Raw genomic sequence first — 15,945 nt, 5'->3', positions numbered from 1 at the left:
CGCTCGTCGAACCCGAAAGGACCGCTCATGTCGCAGCCCGTCACCCACCGACGCGTCTCCCGACGTGCGTCGTGGACGGGGCGCGCCCTGCTCGCCCCCGCCGTCATCGCGATCGTCATCATCGCGATCTACCCGCTCGGCTACATCATCGCCGCCTCCTTCTCGGAGTCGTCGCTGGGACGTCCGTTCTCGGAATGGGTCGGGTTCGACAACTTCGCGGCGCTGCTGGGGGACGGGATCACCCTCCCGTCCCTCGGCAGGTCGCTCCTCTTCGCCATCCCGTCGGCGCTCATCGCGCTGATCGCAGGGTTGGCGGTCGCGCTCTCGCTCGATGCGGCCGTCAAGGGCGGGCGCATCATCCGGGTGCTGCTCCTGCTCCCGCTGATGACACCGCCGGTCATGGCCGGAGTCATCTGGAAGCTCATGCTGGCCCCCACGGGCGGGCTGCTCAACAACATCGGGCAATCGCTCGATCCGGGCTCCGAGCCGTTCCTGTTCCTCGGGTCGAGCCCCGCCGCGATGATCTCGGTGATCACGGTCGACGCCTGGCAGTGGACGCCGTTCTGCGTCCTGCTGGTGTTCGCCGCGCTGCAGACATTGCCCACCGAGGTGTACGAGGCCTCGCAGGTCGACGGCGCCGGAGTGTGGCAGACCTTCTGGCGCATCACCCTCCCGCTGGTGCTGCCGAGCCTGATCACGGTCCTCCTGCTGAAGCTCGTCGTCTCGTTCAAGGTCTTCGACCTCGTGTTCATCATGACCAGCGGCGGGCCGGGCTTCGACACCACCGTCAGCAGCTACGAGATCTATCGCACCGGTCTGCAGACCTTCGATGTGGGGGCGGCAGCCGCGCAGACCATCGCCTTCCTCGTCCTGGTCACCATCGTCATCCTGCCGCTCAACGCCGTGCGGCAGCGCCTGCACAAGGAGAGTTGACCATGTCGCTCATGCTCCGCGCATCCGATCGCCTCGAGGAGAGCGCGACCGAGACGCTCATCGTCCCCTCCGCCCGTCGCCGAGGGCGCTCCAAGGTGCGCACGTCGAGCACGTCGCGCCCCGGGCGTCCGTCCGCACTGGTCACGGCGGTGAAGTGGGCCGTGATCGTCGTCGCGATCACGCTCGCGCTCCTGCCCGTGCTGTACATGGTCGGCATGTCGTTCAAGAGCCCGGACGACATCCTGTCGACACGGATCCTCCCCTCGCGCCTCGCGTTCGAGAACTGGACCGCGGCCTTCGAGAACTGGCCGATCCTCACCTACCTGCGCAACTCGTTCGGCGCGGCGATCATCGCCGTGCTGGTGTCGCTCCTCGTGTCGATCCCCGCGAACTACGCGATGGCCCGGCTGCGCGCCGGCGGGAAGCAGACGCTCGGGCTGATCGTCTCGGCCTACGTCGCCCCGCCGGTCGTCGCGATCATCCCGCTCTTCGTGCTGGTGCGCTCGGCGGGGCTGATGGACTCGGTTCTCGGACTCGGGATCGTCGAGGGTCTGCTGCTCACGCCGGTCGCCGTCTGGCTGCTGGACGGCTTCTTCCGCGCGATCCCGTTCGAGATCGATGAGGCGGCGCAGATCGACGGATGCGGACCGCTCCGCACGCTGTGGGCGGTGATCCTGCCGCTCACCGCGCCGGGGATCGTCGCGGTCTCGATCATCGTCTTCATCCTGGCGTACAACGACTTTTTGATCCCCCTGCTGCTCACGCAGAGTGTGGACTCCCAGACGCTCCCGGTCGGCATCGCCCTGATGCAGGGCGGCCGCGAGGTGATGTTCGGGCAGATGGCGGCCGCGAGTCTGTCGGGGTTGATCCCCATCTATCTGCTGGCGCTCTTCCTCCAGAAGTGGCTCGTCGGTGGGCTGACGCAGGGGAGCGTGAAGTAGCGAGGTTATCGGCGGGGCTTCTGCGTGACCCGTTGCGCCTGTTGCGCCTATTGCGCCTTTTACGTTATTCGTGGATAACTTCGAGAGTGGTGAGGTCTGGGGAGGAGTGGTTGCGGGCGTCGTGTTGCGGTTTCGTGCGGAATTCTGGGATGTGATGCGGAGATAGCTTCGAAGGTAGCGTGTTACCGGGTTAGGATGGAGCATGTCCACTTTGACCGGGTTGCACGAGGCGATGAGTCGCCTCGATGCGGCGTGGGCGGGTGCCGGCGAGGCGGGGGATCTGTCCCGGTCCGAGCTGGTCGCGGTGGGGGCGGCGATCGGCGTGCTGCAGCGGCGGTTGGATGCGGTGCATGTCGAGGTCGCCGCGCGGATCGCGCATGAGTCGCGGCCGGAACTCGGGGCGGAGAGCCTGGCGAAGCAGCAGGGGTTCCGCACTCCGGCGACGTTGATCGCCGCGACCACGGGGCGCTCGACGGGCGACGCGGTGCGTCTGGTGAAGGTGGGGGAGGCGACGGCGCCGCGCGCGGACCTTCTGGGGGCGCCGCTTCCGGCGAGGTATCCGTTGGTGCGGGCCGCGCTCGACTCGGGGGTGCTCGGTGCGCCGGCCGCGGCGATGATCATCGCGGTCTTGGATCGGTGCCGGGTGACGGCGGGGCAGGGCCGCATCTCCGAGGGGGAGCGGGTGCTGGTCGAGAAGGCGAAGGGGCTCGCGTTGGATGATGTGCGAAAGCTCGTGGTGCGGGCGGAGGCCTGGTTGGACCCCGAGGGGGTGGAACCGAAAGAAGAGGAGCGGCGGGGGAAGCGGGTGTTGACCCTGTTCGAGCGGGACGGGATGGTGCACCTGAACGCGGTGCTCGACGCCGAGACCGCCGCCCCTGTGGTGACCGCGATCCGCGGGTTCGTGACCGCCGCGTTCGCCGCCCGGCAGGAAGCTCCCGACGCGGAGGCTCCGGATGCGGACCGGCGCACGGTCCCGATGATCCAGGCCGACGCGCTCGCGGTGTTCTGCGCGCACGTCCTCGGCTGCCAGACGCGGGTCCCGGTCGCCGGGGCCACGGTGATCGTCCGGATGAACCTCTCGGACCTGGAATCGGGGGCGGGATCGGCGGCCATCGACGGTCTCGACCAGCCGGTCAGTGTCGGGGCGGCGAGGCGGATGGCCGCCGGGGGTGGGATCATCCCCTGCGTCCTCGGGGCGGACAGTGAAGTGCTCGACTGGGGGCGGGAGAAACGCCTGTTCACCCGCGCACAACGATTGGCACTGGTCGAACGCGACGGTGGGTGCGCGATGTGCGGGCTCCCACCGGAGATGACCAAAGCACACCACATCCGCTGGTGGAAACGCGACCACGGACCCACCGACCTCGCCAATGGGGTGTTGCTGTGTGAGACCTGCCACCACCGCATCCACGACAACGGGTGGGACATCCGCATCGACCGACCCCGACACGGGACCGGGACCGGGGGACGAGTGTGGTTCCTCCCACCCGCCTATGTCGACCCCACCCGCACCCCACGACTCGGCGGCCGCGCCCGCTTCGACATCGCCGCCTGACGGTCCGCCTGCGGATGGGTGCGGGCGGCGGATGGGGCGACGGCAGCGGATGCGGCCAGCGTCACGTCAGGATCGCTGCGAACGGCGCCCGCCGACGCCGGCCTTGCGGAGCCGGTCGGCGATGATGATTCCCAGGGCGGTGGTACCGACGCAGCTAGCCAGGGTGATCGAGAAGAACAGGGCCTGCACCGCGAGTGGGAAGCTGCCCAGATCGAACGATGCCCACGCCAGCACCGGATACACGACGCTGACCACGACCGCGCCGACATAGTGCATCCACGTGCCCCAGTATCGCCAGATCACGAAGAGGAACGGCAGCTCGGTGAACGCCGCCCACCACAGATTCGTCGCCACGCTGCCGAACCCGTAGCCGGAGAACGGCACGATCACGAGGCCGGCGAGCAGACCCACCAGGAGCCCGACCAGCGGGCGTCGCAGCAGACGCAGCGCGATGACCGACGGCAGCATCCAGAGCCCGGCCAGCGCCACGCTCGCGAACGGAGCCACGGGGAAGAGCAGCGTCGACAACCAGTTCGCCGGTGCCAGCAACAGGCCGCCCGCCACGCCGAGCGCCGCGCAGGTCAGCAGGATCGCGGTGGGAAAGCGGAACCCCCCACCCGGCTTTCGCGCGGTACCGCCCGATCCTCGCCGGGGAACCGCCGCGTCCGTGCCCGCGGCATCCGCCCCGCTCATACGAGCGGCTCCGCTGCCGCCTCGCGAGCGGCCTTCGATGCGGGTGAGGCCGCACCGATCTTCCAGTACCCGCAGAAGCTGACCGCGTTCTTGTCGACACCGCGCTCGCCCACCAGGTGCTTGCGGGCGCCCGAGGCGAGCGCCTGCTCACCGGCCGCATACGCGTGGAACGGGGCATCCGGCAGCGCGGTGCGGCCTAGCGCCTGCAGCGCCAGCGCACCGGGGGCGACATCGTGAGGCCGCACGATCCAGACGACCTCGAGACCGGACGGATGCGGGAACTCCAGCGCATCCTCCGCGCTCGGCACCTCGATGATCGCCGTGCCGGCGGCATCCGCGGGCAGCGACGCACTGATCGCGGCGATCGCCGGCAGCGCCGTCTCGTCGCCGACCAGCACCACGCGGTCCGTGCCGCGCTGCGGGTTGAAGGTGAGCCCCTCGTTGATGATCAGCACGTGCTCGCCCGGCTGGCAGGTCTCTGCCCACCGAGACGCCGGGCCGGCCGTGCCGTCGGCCGCCGAGCCGTGCAGTACGAAGTCCACGTCTATCTCGGCGCCGGCCTCCGCCGTCGCCGCACGATAGGCGCGCACGCTGTAGTTGCGCATCACGGGGCGTTCGCCGTCGGGGATGCGCAGGAACTTCAGATACCCGAACATCTTGTTCGCCTTGGCGGGCACCCGCTCGAGGCCGGCGTCGCCGCCGATCGGCAGGAACAGGCGGAACCACTGGTCGAAGCCCATCGGGCGGAACTTCTCGATCTCGCCGCCGCCGAGAGTCACGCGGATCCAGTGCGTCGAGAGGCGCTCCGAGCGCAAGACCGTCAGATGGATGAGCTCGGTCGTCTCGGGCTTGACCATCTTGCTGTATGCCATGGGGCGCCTTTCAGGGAAGCTGCCAGGGGAAGAAGGCGACGAAGATGGCGGCGGACGCCAGCAGTGTCACGAGAGTGAAGACCGTGTCCCGCGTGCGGAACGGCACGAGATGCCGCTCGGTGCGGGTGGGATGAGCGCCGAACGCCCGGGAATCCATCGCCAGGGCGACGCGCTCGGCATGGCGGATGGCCCCGGCGAGCAGCGGCACGATGTAGCCCCAACCGCGCGCGATACGGGCGAACGGTCCGCGCCCGCCGTGGTACCCGCGCACCCGATGCGCCGCGCGGATCACGGCCAGCTCATGCCCGAATCGCGGCACGAACCGGAACGCCGCGAGCGCCGTGTAGCCGACGCGGTAGGGCACCCGGAGCTGCTGCACGCTCGCCCGTACGAGGTCGGGGCCGCTGGTGGTGAGCCCGCCGACGAGGGCGAGCGCCATGACCGAGCCGAGCCGCAGCGCGGTCGCCGCGCCGATCACCAGAGCGCCGCTGTACAGCGTCCAGTCGCCGATCCGCACCACCGGCGTGCTGCCGTCGACGAGCCCGGCATCCACCCACAACGAGAATCCGACCGCGACCAGCAGCATCCCGGCCGGGAGTCCGAGGAGCAGCAGAGCGAGCAGACGTCGGGTGAGGCGGGCGCCGACCAGGATCAGCGCGTATGCGAGCACGAGGAACGCGGCCGGGGTGGCGAGGTCGCGGACGAACACGAGCAGCACCATCGCCGGGGCGAAACCCGCGACCTTGGCGAGCGGATTCAGGGCGTACAGGAACTGCCGGGGCGAGGTCGCCGTCATCCGGGCGTACGGGTCGAAAGCGCGGTCTCCGCCGGCGGCGCCGGTGTTGCGGACGGTGCTGCCCGCGGCATCGGCGCTCATCGGATCACCTCGAGCCCCGCGGATACCAGCACGCGCTGCAGCGCGGGTATGCGGAGCCCGGCATCGGCGAACAGCTGCTGGTCGCGGAACAGCGCCGCGGTGGCGCCCGCCGCCCGCACCCGCCCGCCGGCGAGGAGCACGACGTGCGTGCTGTGCTCTGCGACGAGCTGCAGGTCGTGCGTGACGATCACGATCGTCGTGCCCTCGGCGCGGAGATTCTGCAGGAGGTCGAGGAGCTCGGCCGCCCGCGCGCGGTCCTGCCCGAACGTCGGCTCGTCCAGCGCGAGCACGCGCGGTCGCGTGATCAGGGCGGTCCCCACCGAGAGCCGTCGCTTCTCGCCACCCGAGAGGAGGAAGGGATGCACGTCCGCCTTGTGCTCGAGGCCGAACCGCGCGAGCATCTCCTCGACGCGGGCGGCGATCTCCGCGTCCGGCACGTGCCGCAGCCGCAACCCGTGCGCCAGCTCGTCGAAGACCGTGTGCGCGATGAACTGGTGCTCGGGGTTCTGGAACACGAATCCGATGCGCGCGGCGAGGTCGCGAGGTGAGGCCGTGCCCGGATCGATGCCGTCGACCGACACCTGCCCCCGCGGGGGTGGTACGACGCCCGCGAGAGCCTGGATCAGTGTCGTCTTGCCGGCACCGTTCGCGCCGACGATCGCGGTGAGGCTTCCGGGCTCGAGGTCGAGGTCGATCCTGTGCAGGATCTCGGTCCGCCGGCGCCGCACGGTCAACCCGCGGGCGCGGATGATCGGCTCGGGCCGGCTGGCGTCCGCGCGTTTCGCGTCGCTGCCCTCGTCGGTCGCCGAGCCAGCCGAGCCAGTCGAGCCAGTCGAGCCAGTCGAGCGAGCGGAGCGAGACGAAACGCCCTCCCGCTCCAGCACAACCGCGAGCGCCTGCGGTGTCAGCGGCAACGGATCGAGCGCGAACCCCTGATCCCGCAGCCGCAGCGCAGCGAGCGTCGCCGCCGGCAGCCAGACGCCCATCGCCACGAGCTCGTCGGCGTGCGCGCGGATGATCTCGGCCGCGGGGCCGTCGAACACGACCCTGCCGTCGCGGTCGAGCACGATCGAGCGCGTCACGAAGTCCATCGCCGCGTCGAGGTTGTGCTCGACGAGGAGGATCGCGCGGTCTCCGGCGGCGACCACATCCGCCAGCGCCGCATAGACGTCGTCGATGCCCTGCGGATCGAGGTTGGCGGTCGGCTCGTCGAGCACGATCAGCGGCGAAGCCATCGCGAGGGCGCAGGCGATCGCGAGCCGCTGCCGTCCGCCGCCGGACAGGTGGTCCGGGTTCTCGTCCCGCCGATCCCAGAGCCCGACCCGGCGCAGCGCCGCTTCGACGCGACCCCGCACGACGTCGAGTGCGAGCAGGAGATTCTCCGGGCCGAAGGCCACCTCGTCGTAGACGGTGCCGGTGACGATCTGCGAGTCCGGGTCCTGGAAGACCATCGCGACGTGCGTGCTCAGCGCGGCGGGCTGCGCGGCGGCGGTGTCGATTCCGCCGGCCTCGACGGTGCCGACCATGGTCGCCGGCAGTGCGTGCGGGATCAGGCCGTTGAGGGCGAGCGTGAGCGTCGACTTGCCGGATCCGGAGGGTCCGAGCAGGAGGACGACCTCGCCGGGGCCGATGTCGAACGTCACGTCGCGCGGTGAGGGGTGCGCGGCATCGGCGTGGGTGAGCGAGAGCTCACGCACGCTCAGCAGGGGCGCGGATGGGCGCACGGCGGAGTCCTGGGTCGACGGATCGTACCCGTCTAACTTAGCTGAGCCTTACCTGATCCGCCATCGACCGGCACGGGGCGACCGGCGCCCAGGCGACCGGTGCCGAGGGATCAGCGCCGAGCGACTCCGGCCCGGCGCAGCGCCGAGCCGATCGCGAGCCCCACCGCGGTCCACGCGATCGGGCCGAGCACCGAGATCGCCAGGTACAGGATCTGCGCCCACGGCGCCATGACCGACAGGTGCGCGGCGAAGAACACGACGACCGCGACGATGACCCCGATCACGGCGGCCGAGATGAAGAAGCGCCACGGCCCCCAGGCGCGGTAGCGGGTGAGGGCGGCGACGCCCTCCTGGATGAGGCCGAACAGCAGGGCGGTGCCGATGAACCGCAGCGCCCACGCCGGGTTGAAGGCACTCGCGATCAGCGCCGCGAACACGTGCGTGATCAGGGCGACGAGCGGCAGTCGCAGCACCTCCTGGGCGATGATCCCCGGCAGCACGTGCGAGCCGAGCACGAGTCCGTAGAGGAAGAGGAGGGGGCTCGCCAGCAGCACGGGAGTCACCCATCCGGCGATGCCCGCGAGGATGCCTGTGGCCACTCCGATCGCTGCGCAGACGAGCAGTACTCGAGTCGACAGGAGGGGGGTGCGGGCCACCTCTCCAGCTTACTGTCGACCTATCGGGAGGGTGGCCGTGGATAACCCTGGCCGATCGGCGAAGGCCGGTTGGCCGATCGACCAGTTCTCTCTCCGGCGGCGAACAGCGGGACTATGTTGGCCGCGGTGCAGCAACGCGGTTGCACCGTGATCATCGGGAGCACCACATGGGTCGAACACCCCTCCGGATGGCAGCAGCCACCACCCTGGCGACTCTGTTCATCGCATCGACGGCAACCACCGGCTACGCGGCGACCGGGGAGGTGACGCATCCCGTCCCGGTCGCAGGCACGCCCGGCCACTACATCGTGGTCATGAAGTCCGATCCGCTCGCCAGCTATGAGGGCGACGTCAAAGGCCTGAAGGCGACGAAGCCCGCCGAGGGCGAGCAGCTCGAGACGCAATCGCAGGACTCGCAGCGGTACGTCAAGCACCTGCAGACGCAGCAGACCGACCTGGTCGGCGACATCGGAGTCACGCCCGACAACACCTATCAGGTCGCGCTCAACGGTTTCAGCGCCGACCTCTCCGGTGAGCAGGTCGATGCGCTGCGTGCGTCGAAGAATGTCCTCGGCGTGTACCCGGACGAGGTCCGGCACCCCGACGCGCAGACGTCCACCGACTTCCTCGGCCTCGGCGACGACCGCAAGGGTCGCGGCGGAGTGTGGCAGCAGACCGGCGGCGTCGAGAAGGCCGGAGAGGGCGTCGTGGTCGGCGTGATCGACACCGGCATCGCGCCGGAGCATCCGTCCTTCGAGGGCAAGAAGATCAAGAAGCAGAAGAAGCAGCAGAGCCGGCACAAGGGCAACCAGCCCTACACCGACGGCACCAACGTGTACTTCGACAAGTCCGACGGCGGGCAGTTCCAGGCCGCGATGGTCGAAGGCCAGGATTGGGACACGAGCGACTACTCCTCGAAGCTCATCGGCGGACAGTACTTCTACGCCGGGGCCGAGGCCGCCGGATTCGACTTCCAGTACGACTACCTCTCGCCGCGTGACGGCGACGGCCACGGCTCGCACACCGCGAGCACCGCGGCGGGTAACTTCAAGGTCGACGCCGCCATCGAGGGCGTCGACTTCGGGACGGTCTCGGGCGTCGCACCCGGTGCGAAGGTCGCGGCCTACAAGGCCTGCTACGTCGGGCCGGACACGACCGTCACCACCGACGACATCTGCGCGCTGAGCGACCTCGTCGCCGCGATCGATCAGGCGGTCGCCGACGGCGTCGACGTGATCAACTACTCCATCGGCGGAGGGGCGGCGAGCACCGTGCTGTCGCCGGAGGACCTCGCGTTCTTCAACGCCGCGGCCGCGGGTGTCTTCGTCGCGACGAGCGCCGGCAACGACGGCCCCGACCCGGTCACGGCCGACCACGCCTCGCCCTGGTACACGACCGTCGCCGCATCGACCATCCCGACCTGGGAGGGCACCGTGCAGTTCGACGGGTTCGAGCAGGCCGGAGCCTCGGTGAGCGTGCCGTTCGGTGAGAGCGTCACCGGCCCGTCGATCGCCGCGGTGGATGCCGCTGCGGCAGGAGCGGTCGACCCGCAGCTCTGCCTGCCGGCGACCCTCGACCCCGCGAAGGTAGCCGGACACATCGTGGTCTGCGATCGCGGCGGCAACGCGCGCGCCGAGAAGTCGCAGGTCGTGAAGGATGCCGGGGGCATCGGCATGGTCCTCGTGAACGTGCCGGGTGGTGCCGACTCGCTCGACAACGACTTCCACGCCGTGCCGACCGTGCACCTGAACGCCGTGCACCGCGCCGCCGTGCTGGCGTACGTCCAGGGCGGCGTCGACCGCCCGATCACCCTCGTCGGCGAGAACACCACGGGCGTGACCACCCCGACGCCGCAGATCGCGGGCTTCTCGAGCCGCGGGCCGATGCTGGCCGACGGCAGCGATGTGCTGAAGCCGGATGTCGCGGCCCCCGGTGTCGCGATCCTCGCGGCGACGAACAACGGACCCGACGAGGAGCCGACCTTCGGCATCCTCTCCGGCACGTCGATGGCCTCGCCGCACGTGGCGGGGCTCGGAGCCCTGTACCTCGGTGAGCATCCGAAGGCGACGCCCGCCGAGATCCGGTCGGCGATGATGACCACCGCCTACGACACCGTGCTGCCCGACGGTTCGAAGAACACCGACCCGTTCGAGCAGGGGGCCGGTCAGGTCGACCCGAAGCGGTACCTGAACCCCGGCCTGCTGTACCTGAACGGGGTCAAGGACTGGGCGGCGTTCCTCGATGGGAAGGGCCTGTCGGACTTCCCGGGGATCGAGCCCATCGACGGCAGCGACCTCAACCAGGCGTCGATCTCGATCGGCTCGCTGGCCAGCGCGCAGACCGTCACCCGCACGGTCACCTCGACCGAGAAGGGCACCTTCACCGCGAAGGCCTCCGTTCCGGGCGTGAACGTCAAGGTCACCCCGCAGCAGTTGAAGTTCGACAAGCCGGGTCAGACCAAGACCTTCACCGTCACGTTCGACAACAAGAGCGCGCCGGTCGAGGAGTGGGCGACCGGTTCGCTCACCTGGAAGAGCGCGAAGAACTCGGTGCGTTCGCCGATCGCGGTGTTCCCGGTCACGGCGGATGCTCCGGCCGAGGTCACCGGCACCGGCGTCGACGGCAGCACGTCCGTGGAGATCACCCCCGGTCTCGACGGCGATCTGGCGCTGAACCTCTCGGGCCTCACCGCCTACGAGCTCCTGACCGACCCGGACAACCCGGTCGAGGGGCACTCGGGCGACGAGAACTCGGGTGACGCGAACAAGGACGTCGCCTGGATAGTGGACGTCCCGGAGGGCACGACGCTCTCCCGGTTCGACCTCGACTCGTCGGACGACGACGGCAGCGACCTCGACCTCACCGTGTACCGCGTGGTGAGCCCGGACGACCTGCGGTATTACGAGAACTGGCAGTCGGCGACCGGCTCGGCGGACGAGCAGGTCACGGTGCCGGCACCGACCGCCGGCACCTATCTGGTGGTGGCGAACGTGTATGCGACGACGGGGCCGATGACGTGGGACATGTCCTACGCCAACGTGCAGCCCGCCGGCGACGGTGCGTTCACCGCGACGCCGAATCCGATCGCCGCGGTCCGCGGTGAGAAGACGAGCTACGACCTCAGCTGGACCGGCCTGGCCGCCGGCGCCCGCTATCTCGGACTCGTCCAGTACGGCGACTCGGCCGTCCGCACCGTCGTCACGGTGACGACGCCGGACGCCGCGAAGCAGGCGCCGCCGACGGATGCGCCGCCGACGGATGCTCCGGAGAGGGATGCCCCGGAGACGGATGCCCCGGAGTCGGATGCCCCGAAGACCGAGGCTCCGGAGACCCCGGCGCCGGAGAGTCCCGCGCCGGAGGCGGATGCCCCGGAGACGCCGAAGCCGGAGTAGCCCCCACAGCACAGCGCCCCGCGGTCTCCCTTCCGCGGGGCGCTGTGTGCGCGCACGGGCATCCGTTCATCGCGTGATCGGCGCCGCTCGTCGCAGCATCCGCTCCGACCCCGGCCTCCGGTCTCCGCGTCTTCCTAACGTGGGGGAACGCAATGTCGCGTATCCCGAGGAGACTCCCATGACCGCACCGGGCACCGAACCCGTCATCGTCACCGACCCGAAACTCCCCTCCGTCGCCCTCACCGAGGAGCATCACGAGAAGGCGAACCGCTGGACCCTGCCGAAGATCATCCTCTGGGCGGCGATCGCCCTGCTGGGTGCTGTGGCCTGGACCATGCTCGCGATCGTGCGCGGCGAGACCGTCAACGCGATCTGGTTCGTGTTCGCCGCGGTCTGCACGTACCTGATCGGCTACCGGTTCTACTCGAAGGTGATCGAGAAGTACATCACCCGGCCCGATGACCGCCGGGCCACCCCCGCCGAGGTCCGCCAGGACGGCAAGGACTACGTCCCCACCGACCGGCGCGTGCTCTACGGCCACCACTTCGCCGCCATCGCCGGTGCCGGACCACTCGTCGGACCCGTGCTCGCCGCGCAGATGGGCTACCTGCCCGGAACGATCTGGATCATCGTGGGCGTCGTGCTCGCCGGAGCCGTGCAGGACTACACCGTCCTCTTCTTCTCGATGCGCCGCGGCGGACGCACGATCGGCCAGATGGCCCGGCAGGAGCTCGGCAAGATCGGTGGCACCGCCGCGATCATCGCCTCGCTGCTGATCATGCTGATCATCGTCGCGATCCTCGCGCTCGTCGTCGTCAACGCGCTCGGTGAGAGCCCGTGGGGTGTCTTCTCGGTCGCGATGACCATCCCGATCGCGCTCTTCATGGGCGTCTACCTGCGCTACCTGCGCCCCGGCAAGGTCACCGAGGTCTCGATCATCGGCTTCGCACTGCTGATGGCCGCCATCATCGGCGGCGGCTGGGTCGCGGGCACCGAGTGGGGGCAGGCGATCTTCCACCTCGACCGCACCACCATCGCGTGGGGCATCATCATCTACGGCTTCATCGCCGCCGTGCTCCCGGTCTGGCTGCTGCTCGCTCCCCGCGACTACCTGTCGACCTTCATGAAGATCGGCGTGATCGTCATGCTCGCCGGAGCCATCGTCCTGGTGCGCCCCGAGATCACCGTCCCCGCGGTCAGCATCTTCGGCGAGAACGGCATGGGTCCTGTGTTCGCAGGTCCTCTCTTCCCCTTCCTGTTCGTCACCATCGCGTGCGGGGCCCTCTCCGGATTCCATGCGCTGATCGCCTCTGGTACCACGCCGAAGCTCATCGAGAAGGAGCGCCAGACGCGCTTCATCGGCTACGGCGGCATGCTCATGGAGTCGTTCGTCGCGATCATGGCCCTCGTCGCCGCGATCTCGATCGATCAGGGCATCTACTTCGCGATGAACGCACCGACGGCGGCGACGGGCGGCACGGTCGAAGGGGCCGTCGCCTTCGTGAACTCGCTGGGGCTGACGGGGGTGAACCTCACGCCAGAGATGCTCACCGGTACCGCGGAGGCAGTCGGCGAGGAGTCGATCGTCTCTCGCACCGGTGGGGCGCCCACGCTCGCACTCGGCCTCGCGCACATCATGCAGCAGGCCCTCGGCGGACAGGCGCTCATGGCGTTCTGGTACCACTTCGCCATCATGTTCGAGGCGCTGTTCATCCTCACCGCCGTGGATGCCGGCACGCGCGTCGCCCGCTTCATGCTGCAGGACTCGATCGGCGCCTGGTTCCCCAAGTTCCGTGACGTCTCGTGGCGCCCCGGGGTCTGGATCTGCACCGCGATCATGGTCGCCGGCTGGGGAGCGATCCTCATCCTCGGAGTGACCGACCCGCTCGGGGGCATCAACACCTTCTTCCCGCTGTTCGGCATCGCCAACCAGCTGCTCGCCGCGATCGCGCTCGCCGTGGTGCTGGCGATCGTCGCCAAGCGCGGCCGCAGCTACTTCAAGTGGCTGTGGATCATCGCGCTGCCCCTGGCGTTCACCGCGGTCGTCACCATCACGGCGTCGCTGTACAAGATCGCCTCCCCCGTTCCCGCGATCGGCTACTGGGCGAACCACTTCAAGTACGTGGCCGCTCGCGATTCCGGTGACACTTCGCTCGGCGAACCGGAGGTTCTCGACGCGGTCATCCGCAACACCGCCGTGCAGGGCACGCTGTCGATCATCTTCGTCACCCTCGCGATCATCGTGATGGTCACTGCCGTGATCGTCACGATCAAGGCCATCCGCAACGGCGGCGGCGAGAACACCGAGGACGCGCCCGTCGCCTCGCGCCGCTTCGCCCCGGCAGGCTTCCTGCCGAGCTCCGCGGAGCGCGAGCTCGAGAAGCAGTGGGAGCCGATCCTCGCCGACGAGCGCAAGACGTCGTCCCACTGAGATGGCCGACACCATGAATCGGACGGATGCCGCGACCACCCTCCTGCGGACGCTGCTCGGCGCCGTGGGCCGGGTGGGCCGCGGCATCCGCTGGTACATGACGAACCTGATGGGCGACAGTGCCTATGCGACCTACGTCGCCCATCAGCGCCGTCAGCATCCGGACGAGGAGCCGCTGACCGAGCGGCAGTTCTGGCGGCAGCGGATGGACGACCAGGACCGCAACCCCGGTGCCCGCTGCTGTTGAGCGCGGAGCGGCCGATCCGAGGCGAGTTATGACCAGTCTGCTCGCCATAACTGCAGGTTATGACTAGTATGTTCGTCATAACAGACTGGCGGAGGTGGCGCGCATGGCCGGATATCGGATCGCTCGGGACATGGAGACGTTCGGCGAGCACATCCGCGGATGGCGCATGGTGCTGGGGCTGACCGCCCAGCAAGTCGCCGAGCGAGCGAACATCTCGCGCGACACGTTGCGCAAGATCGAGAACGGCAATGCCACAGTGACGTTCGAGAATGTCGCCCAGGTGCTGCGGGCACTCGGCATTCTCGAGGCGGTCGTAAACGCCGTCGATCCGTTGAGCACCGACATCGGCAGGCTCCGCGCCTCGAGCCTCGAGAAGACGCGCGCTCGATGAGCGACTACGAGGTCTATGGTGACGACCGTGGCGACCTGCAGCTGGTGGGTCAGGCGCATTTCACCAGCGGCAGGTCGCTTGCCACCACCTTCCTCTATGACGCGGCATACCTCGCCCGCGGCGGCGCGAACATCGATCCGTCGCTGCAGCTCGTTCCCGGACCGCAGTACCAGTCCGGGATGCTGCGGGCGTTCTCCGACAGCTCGCCGGACCGTTGGGGCCGCAACCTCATCGACAAGGCCGAGCGGATAGCCGCCCGCGAGGCCGGTCGCGCTCCGAGGAGCCTCGACGACGTCAGCTACCTCTTGGGCGTCAGCGACGACACTCGCCAGGGCGCGCTGCGCTTCCGTGCCGCGGGCACCGAGGACTTCCTCGGTGCAGAAGCTCATGTCCCTGCGATCGTCGAACTTCCGAACCTCCTGCGCCGCAGCGATGAACTCGCCGGCGACGACGACTACACCGAGGCGGTCAAGCAGCTGCTCGACACCGGAACCACAGGCCTGGGTGGCGCGCGGCCGAAGGCATCCGTGCGTCTCGAGGACGGATCCCTCGGGTTCGCGAAGTTCCCGCATTCCAGCGACGAGTGGGATGTCATGGCGTGGGAGGCGACCACTCTCGGTCTGTTGTCGGACTGCGGAATCGCCGTGCCAGAATTCCGTCTCACACGCCTGGGAGAGCGCTGCGTCCTCATCCTGCGCCGCTTCGACCGGGACGCGAAGCAGCAGCGGATCGGGTACATCAGCGCCATGACCGCGATCGGAGCCGCCGACGGCGAGCACCACGACTACGTCGAGATCGCCGACGCCATCCGCGACATCGCGCGCTCCCCTCGCGCCGCGCTCTCTGATCTCTTTGACCGAGCGATCGTCAATGTCGCTCTCGGCAACACGGATGATCACCTGCGCAATCATGGTTTCCTCAGCGATGGCAACGCCTGGACGCTCAGCCCCGCCTTCGACGTCAATCCGAATCCTGATCTCGCCCGGAGCCGATCGACGTCGATCGCCGGAGCCGACACACACGACACGGAGATCGAGGGTCTGCTCGCGCTCGCGGACGACTGCGACCTGACGCAGAGCCGGGCTCGAGAGCACATGGCGAATATCTCCGAGGCGCTCTCATCGTGGCAGGATCGCGCGCGCCGAAATCGCCTCCCCGAGAAGGAGATCTCACGCATGGGCGAATCGATCGCTCCGAGGCTGGACCTCGTGGCCACGGCCGGTCGAAAGTAGT

13 protein-coding genes are annotated in these 15,945 nt (G+C 69.1%); 8 read left to right on the top strand and 5 right to left on the bottom strand.

What is annotated here, in order from left to right:
- Positions 1–27: 27 nt before the first annotated feature.
- The 3 genes from ACIOTO_RS04455 (at position 28) to ACIOTO_RS04445 (ending at position 3,429) form a co-directional block, all read left to right on the top strand.
- The gene (locus tag ACIOTO_RS04455) at positions 28–933 is read left to right on the top strand and encodes a carbohydrate ABC transporter permease (RefSeq protein WP_091032410.1); all 906 of its coding nucleotides are present in this window, start codon (positions 28–30) and stop codon (positions 931–933) included.
- A 2-nt stretch (positions 934–935) separates the two neighbouring features.
- Positions 936–1,874, top strand: coding sequence for a carbohydrate ABC transporter permease (locus tag ACIOTO_RS04450; protein WP_051662268.1), 939 nt, complete (start codon positions 936–938; stop codon positions 1,872–1,874).
- A 202-nt stretch (positions 1,875–2,076) separates the two neighbouring features.
- Positions 2,077–3,429, top strand: a complete 1,353-nt coding sequence (locus ACIOTO_RS04445) for a DUF222 domain-containing protein (RefSeq protein WP_400856739.1) — start codon at positions 2,077–2,079, stop codon at positions 3,427–3,429.
- 66 nt (positions 3,430–3,495) lie between these two features.
- Here the strand turns inward: ACIOTO_RS04445 and ACIOTO_RS04440 are convergent, their stop codons facing one another.
- From ACIOTO_RS04440 to ACIOTO_RS04420, 5 genes are all read right to left on the bottom strand, one after another.
- On the bottom strand, positions 3,496–4,122 hold the full coding sequence (locus tag ACIOTO_RS04440; protein WP_400856737.1) for an ECF transporter S component: 627 nt from the start codon (positions 4,120–4,122) through the stop codon (positions 3,496–3,498).
- Positions 4,119–4,994 carry a siderophore-interacting protein gene (locus tag ACIOTO_RS04435; protein WP_400856735.1) on the bottom strand — a complete coding sequence of 292 codons (876 nt, stop codon included), beginning with the start codon at positions 4,992–4,994 and terminating at the stop codon, positions 4,119–4,121. The genes ACIOTO_RS04440 and ACIOTO_RS04435 overlap by 4 nt, the downstream gene beginning before the upstream one ends.
- Positions 4,995–5,004: 10 nt before the next feature.
- The gene (locus ACIOTO_RS04430; RefSeq protein WP_400858074.1) at positions 5,005–5,790 is read right to left on the bottom strand and encodes an energy-coupling factor transporter transmembrane component T; all 786 of its coding nucleotides are present in this window, start codon (positions 5,788–5,790) and stop codon (positions 5,005–5,007) included.
- A gap of 77 nt (positions 5,791–5,867) precedes the next feature.
- Positions 5,868–7,595, bottom strand: a complete 1,728-nt coding sequence (locus tag ACIOTO_RS04425) for an ABC transporter ATP-binding protein (RefSeq protein WP_400856733.1) — start codon at positions 7,593–7,595, stop codon at positions 5,868–5,870.
- A 110-nt stretch (positions 7,596–7,705) separates the two neighbouring features.
- Positions 7,706–8,251 carry an ECF transporter S component gene (locus ACIOTO_RS04420; RefSeq protein WP_105712044.1) on the bottom strand — a complete coding sequence of 182 codons (546 nt, stop codon included), beginning with the start codon at positions 8,249–8,251 and terminating at the stop codon, positions 7,706–7,708.
- A gap of 188 nt (positions 8,252–8,439) precedes the next feature.
- On the opposite strand from ACIOTO_RS04420, the gene ACIOTO_RS04415 reads away from it, so the two are divergent.
- The 5 genes from ACIOTO_RS04415 to ACIOTO_RS04395 all read left to right on the top strand — a co-directional run bounded on the left by ACIOTO_RS04415 (position 8,440) and on the right by ACIOTO_RS04395 (position 15,944).
- A complete protein-coding gene (locus ACIOTO_RS04415; RefSeq protein WP_400856732.1) occupies positions 8,440–11,643 on the top strand; it encodes a S8 family serine peptidase in 3,204 nt (1,067 codons plus the stop codon).
- 178 nt (positions 11,644–11,821) lie between these two features.
- The gene (locus ACIOTO_RS04410; RefSeq protein WP_400856731.1) at positions 11,822–14,074 is read left to right on the top strand and encodes a carbon starvation CstA family protein; all 2,253 of its coding nucleotides are present in this window, start codon (positions 11,822–11,824) and stop codon (positions 14,072–14,074) included.
- A 1-nt stretch (position 14,075) separates the two neighbouring features.
- Complete coding sequence (locus tag ACIOTO_RS04405) at positions 14,076–14,321, top strand: YbdD/YjiX family protein (protein WP_105721827.1); 246 nt, start codon at positions 14,076–14,078, stop codon at positions 14,319–14,321.
- A 103-nt stretch (positions 14,322–14,424) separates the two neighbouring features.
- Entirely contained in the window at positions 14,425–14,712 is a 288-nt protein-coding gene (locus ACIOTO_RS04400) for a helix-turn-helix domain-containing protein (protein ID WP_105712047.1), read from the top strand.
- Entirely contained in the window at positions 14,709–15,944 is a 1,236-nt protein-coding gene (locus ACIOTO_RS04395; protein ID WP_400856729.1) for a type II toxin-antitoxin system HipA family toxin, read from the top strand. Before ACIOTO_RS04400 ends, ACIOTO_RS04395 begins: the two co-directional genes overlap by 4 nt.
- Position 15,945 lies beyond the last annotated feature (1 nt).

This window comes from Microbacterium sp. NPDC087592 (assembly GCF_044743585.1).
Classification (GTDB): domain Bacteria; phylum Actinomycetota; class Actinomycetes; order Actinomycetales; family Microbacteriaceae; genus Microbacterium.
This window is presented reverse-complemented; position numbering and strand designations above follow the sequence as displayed.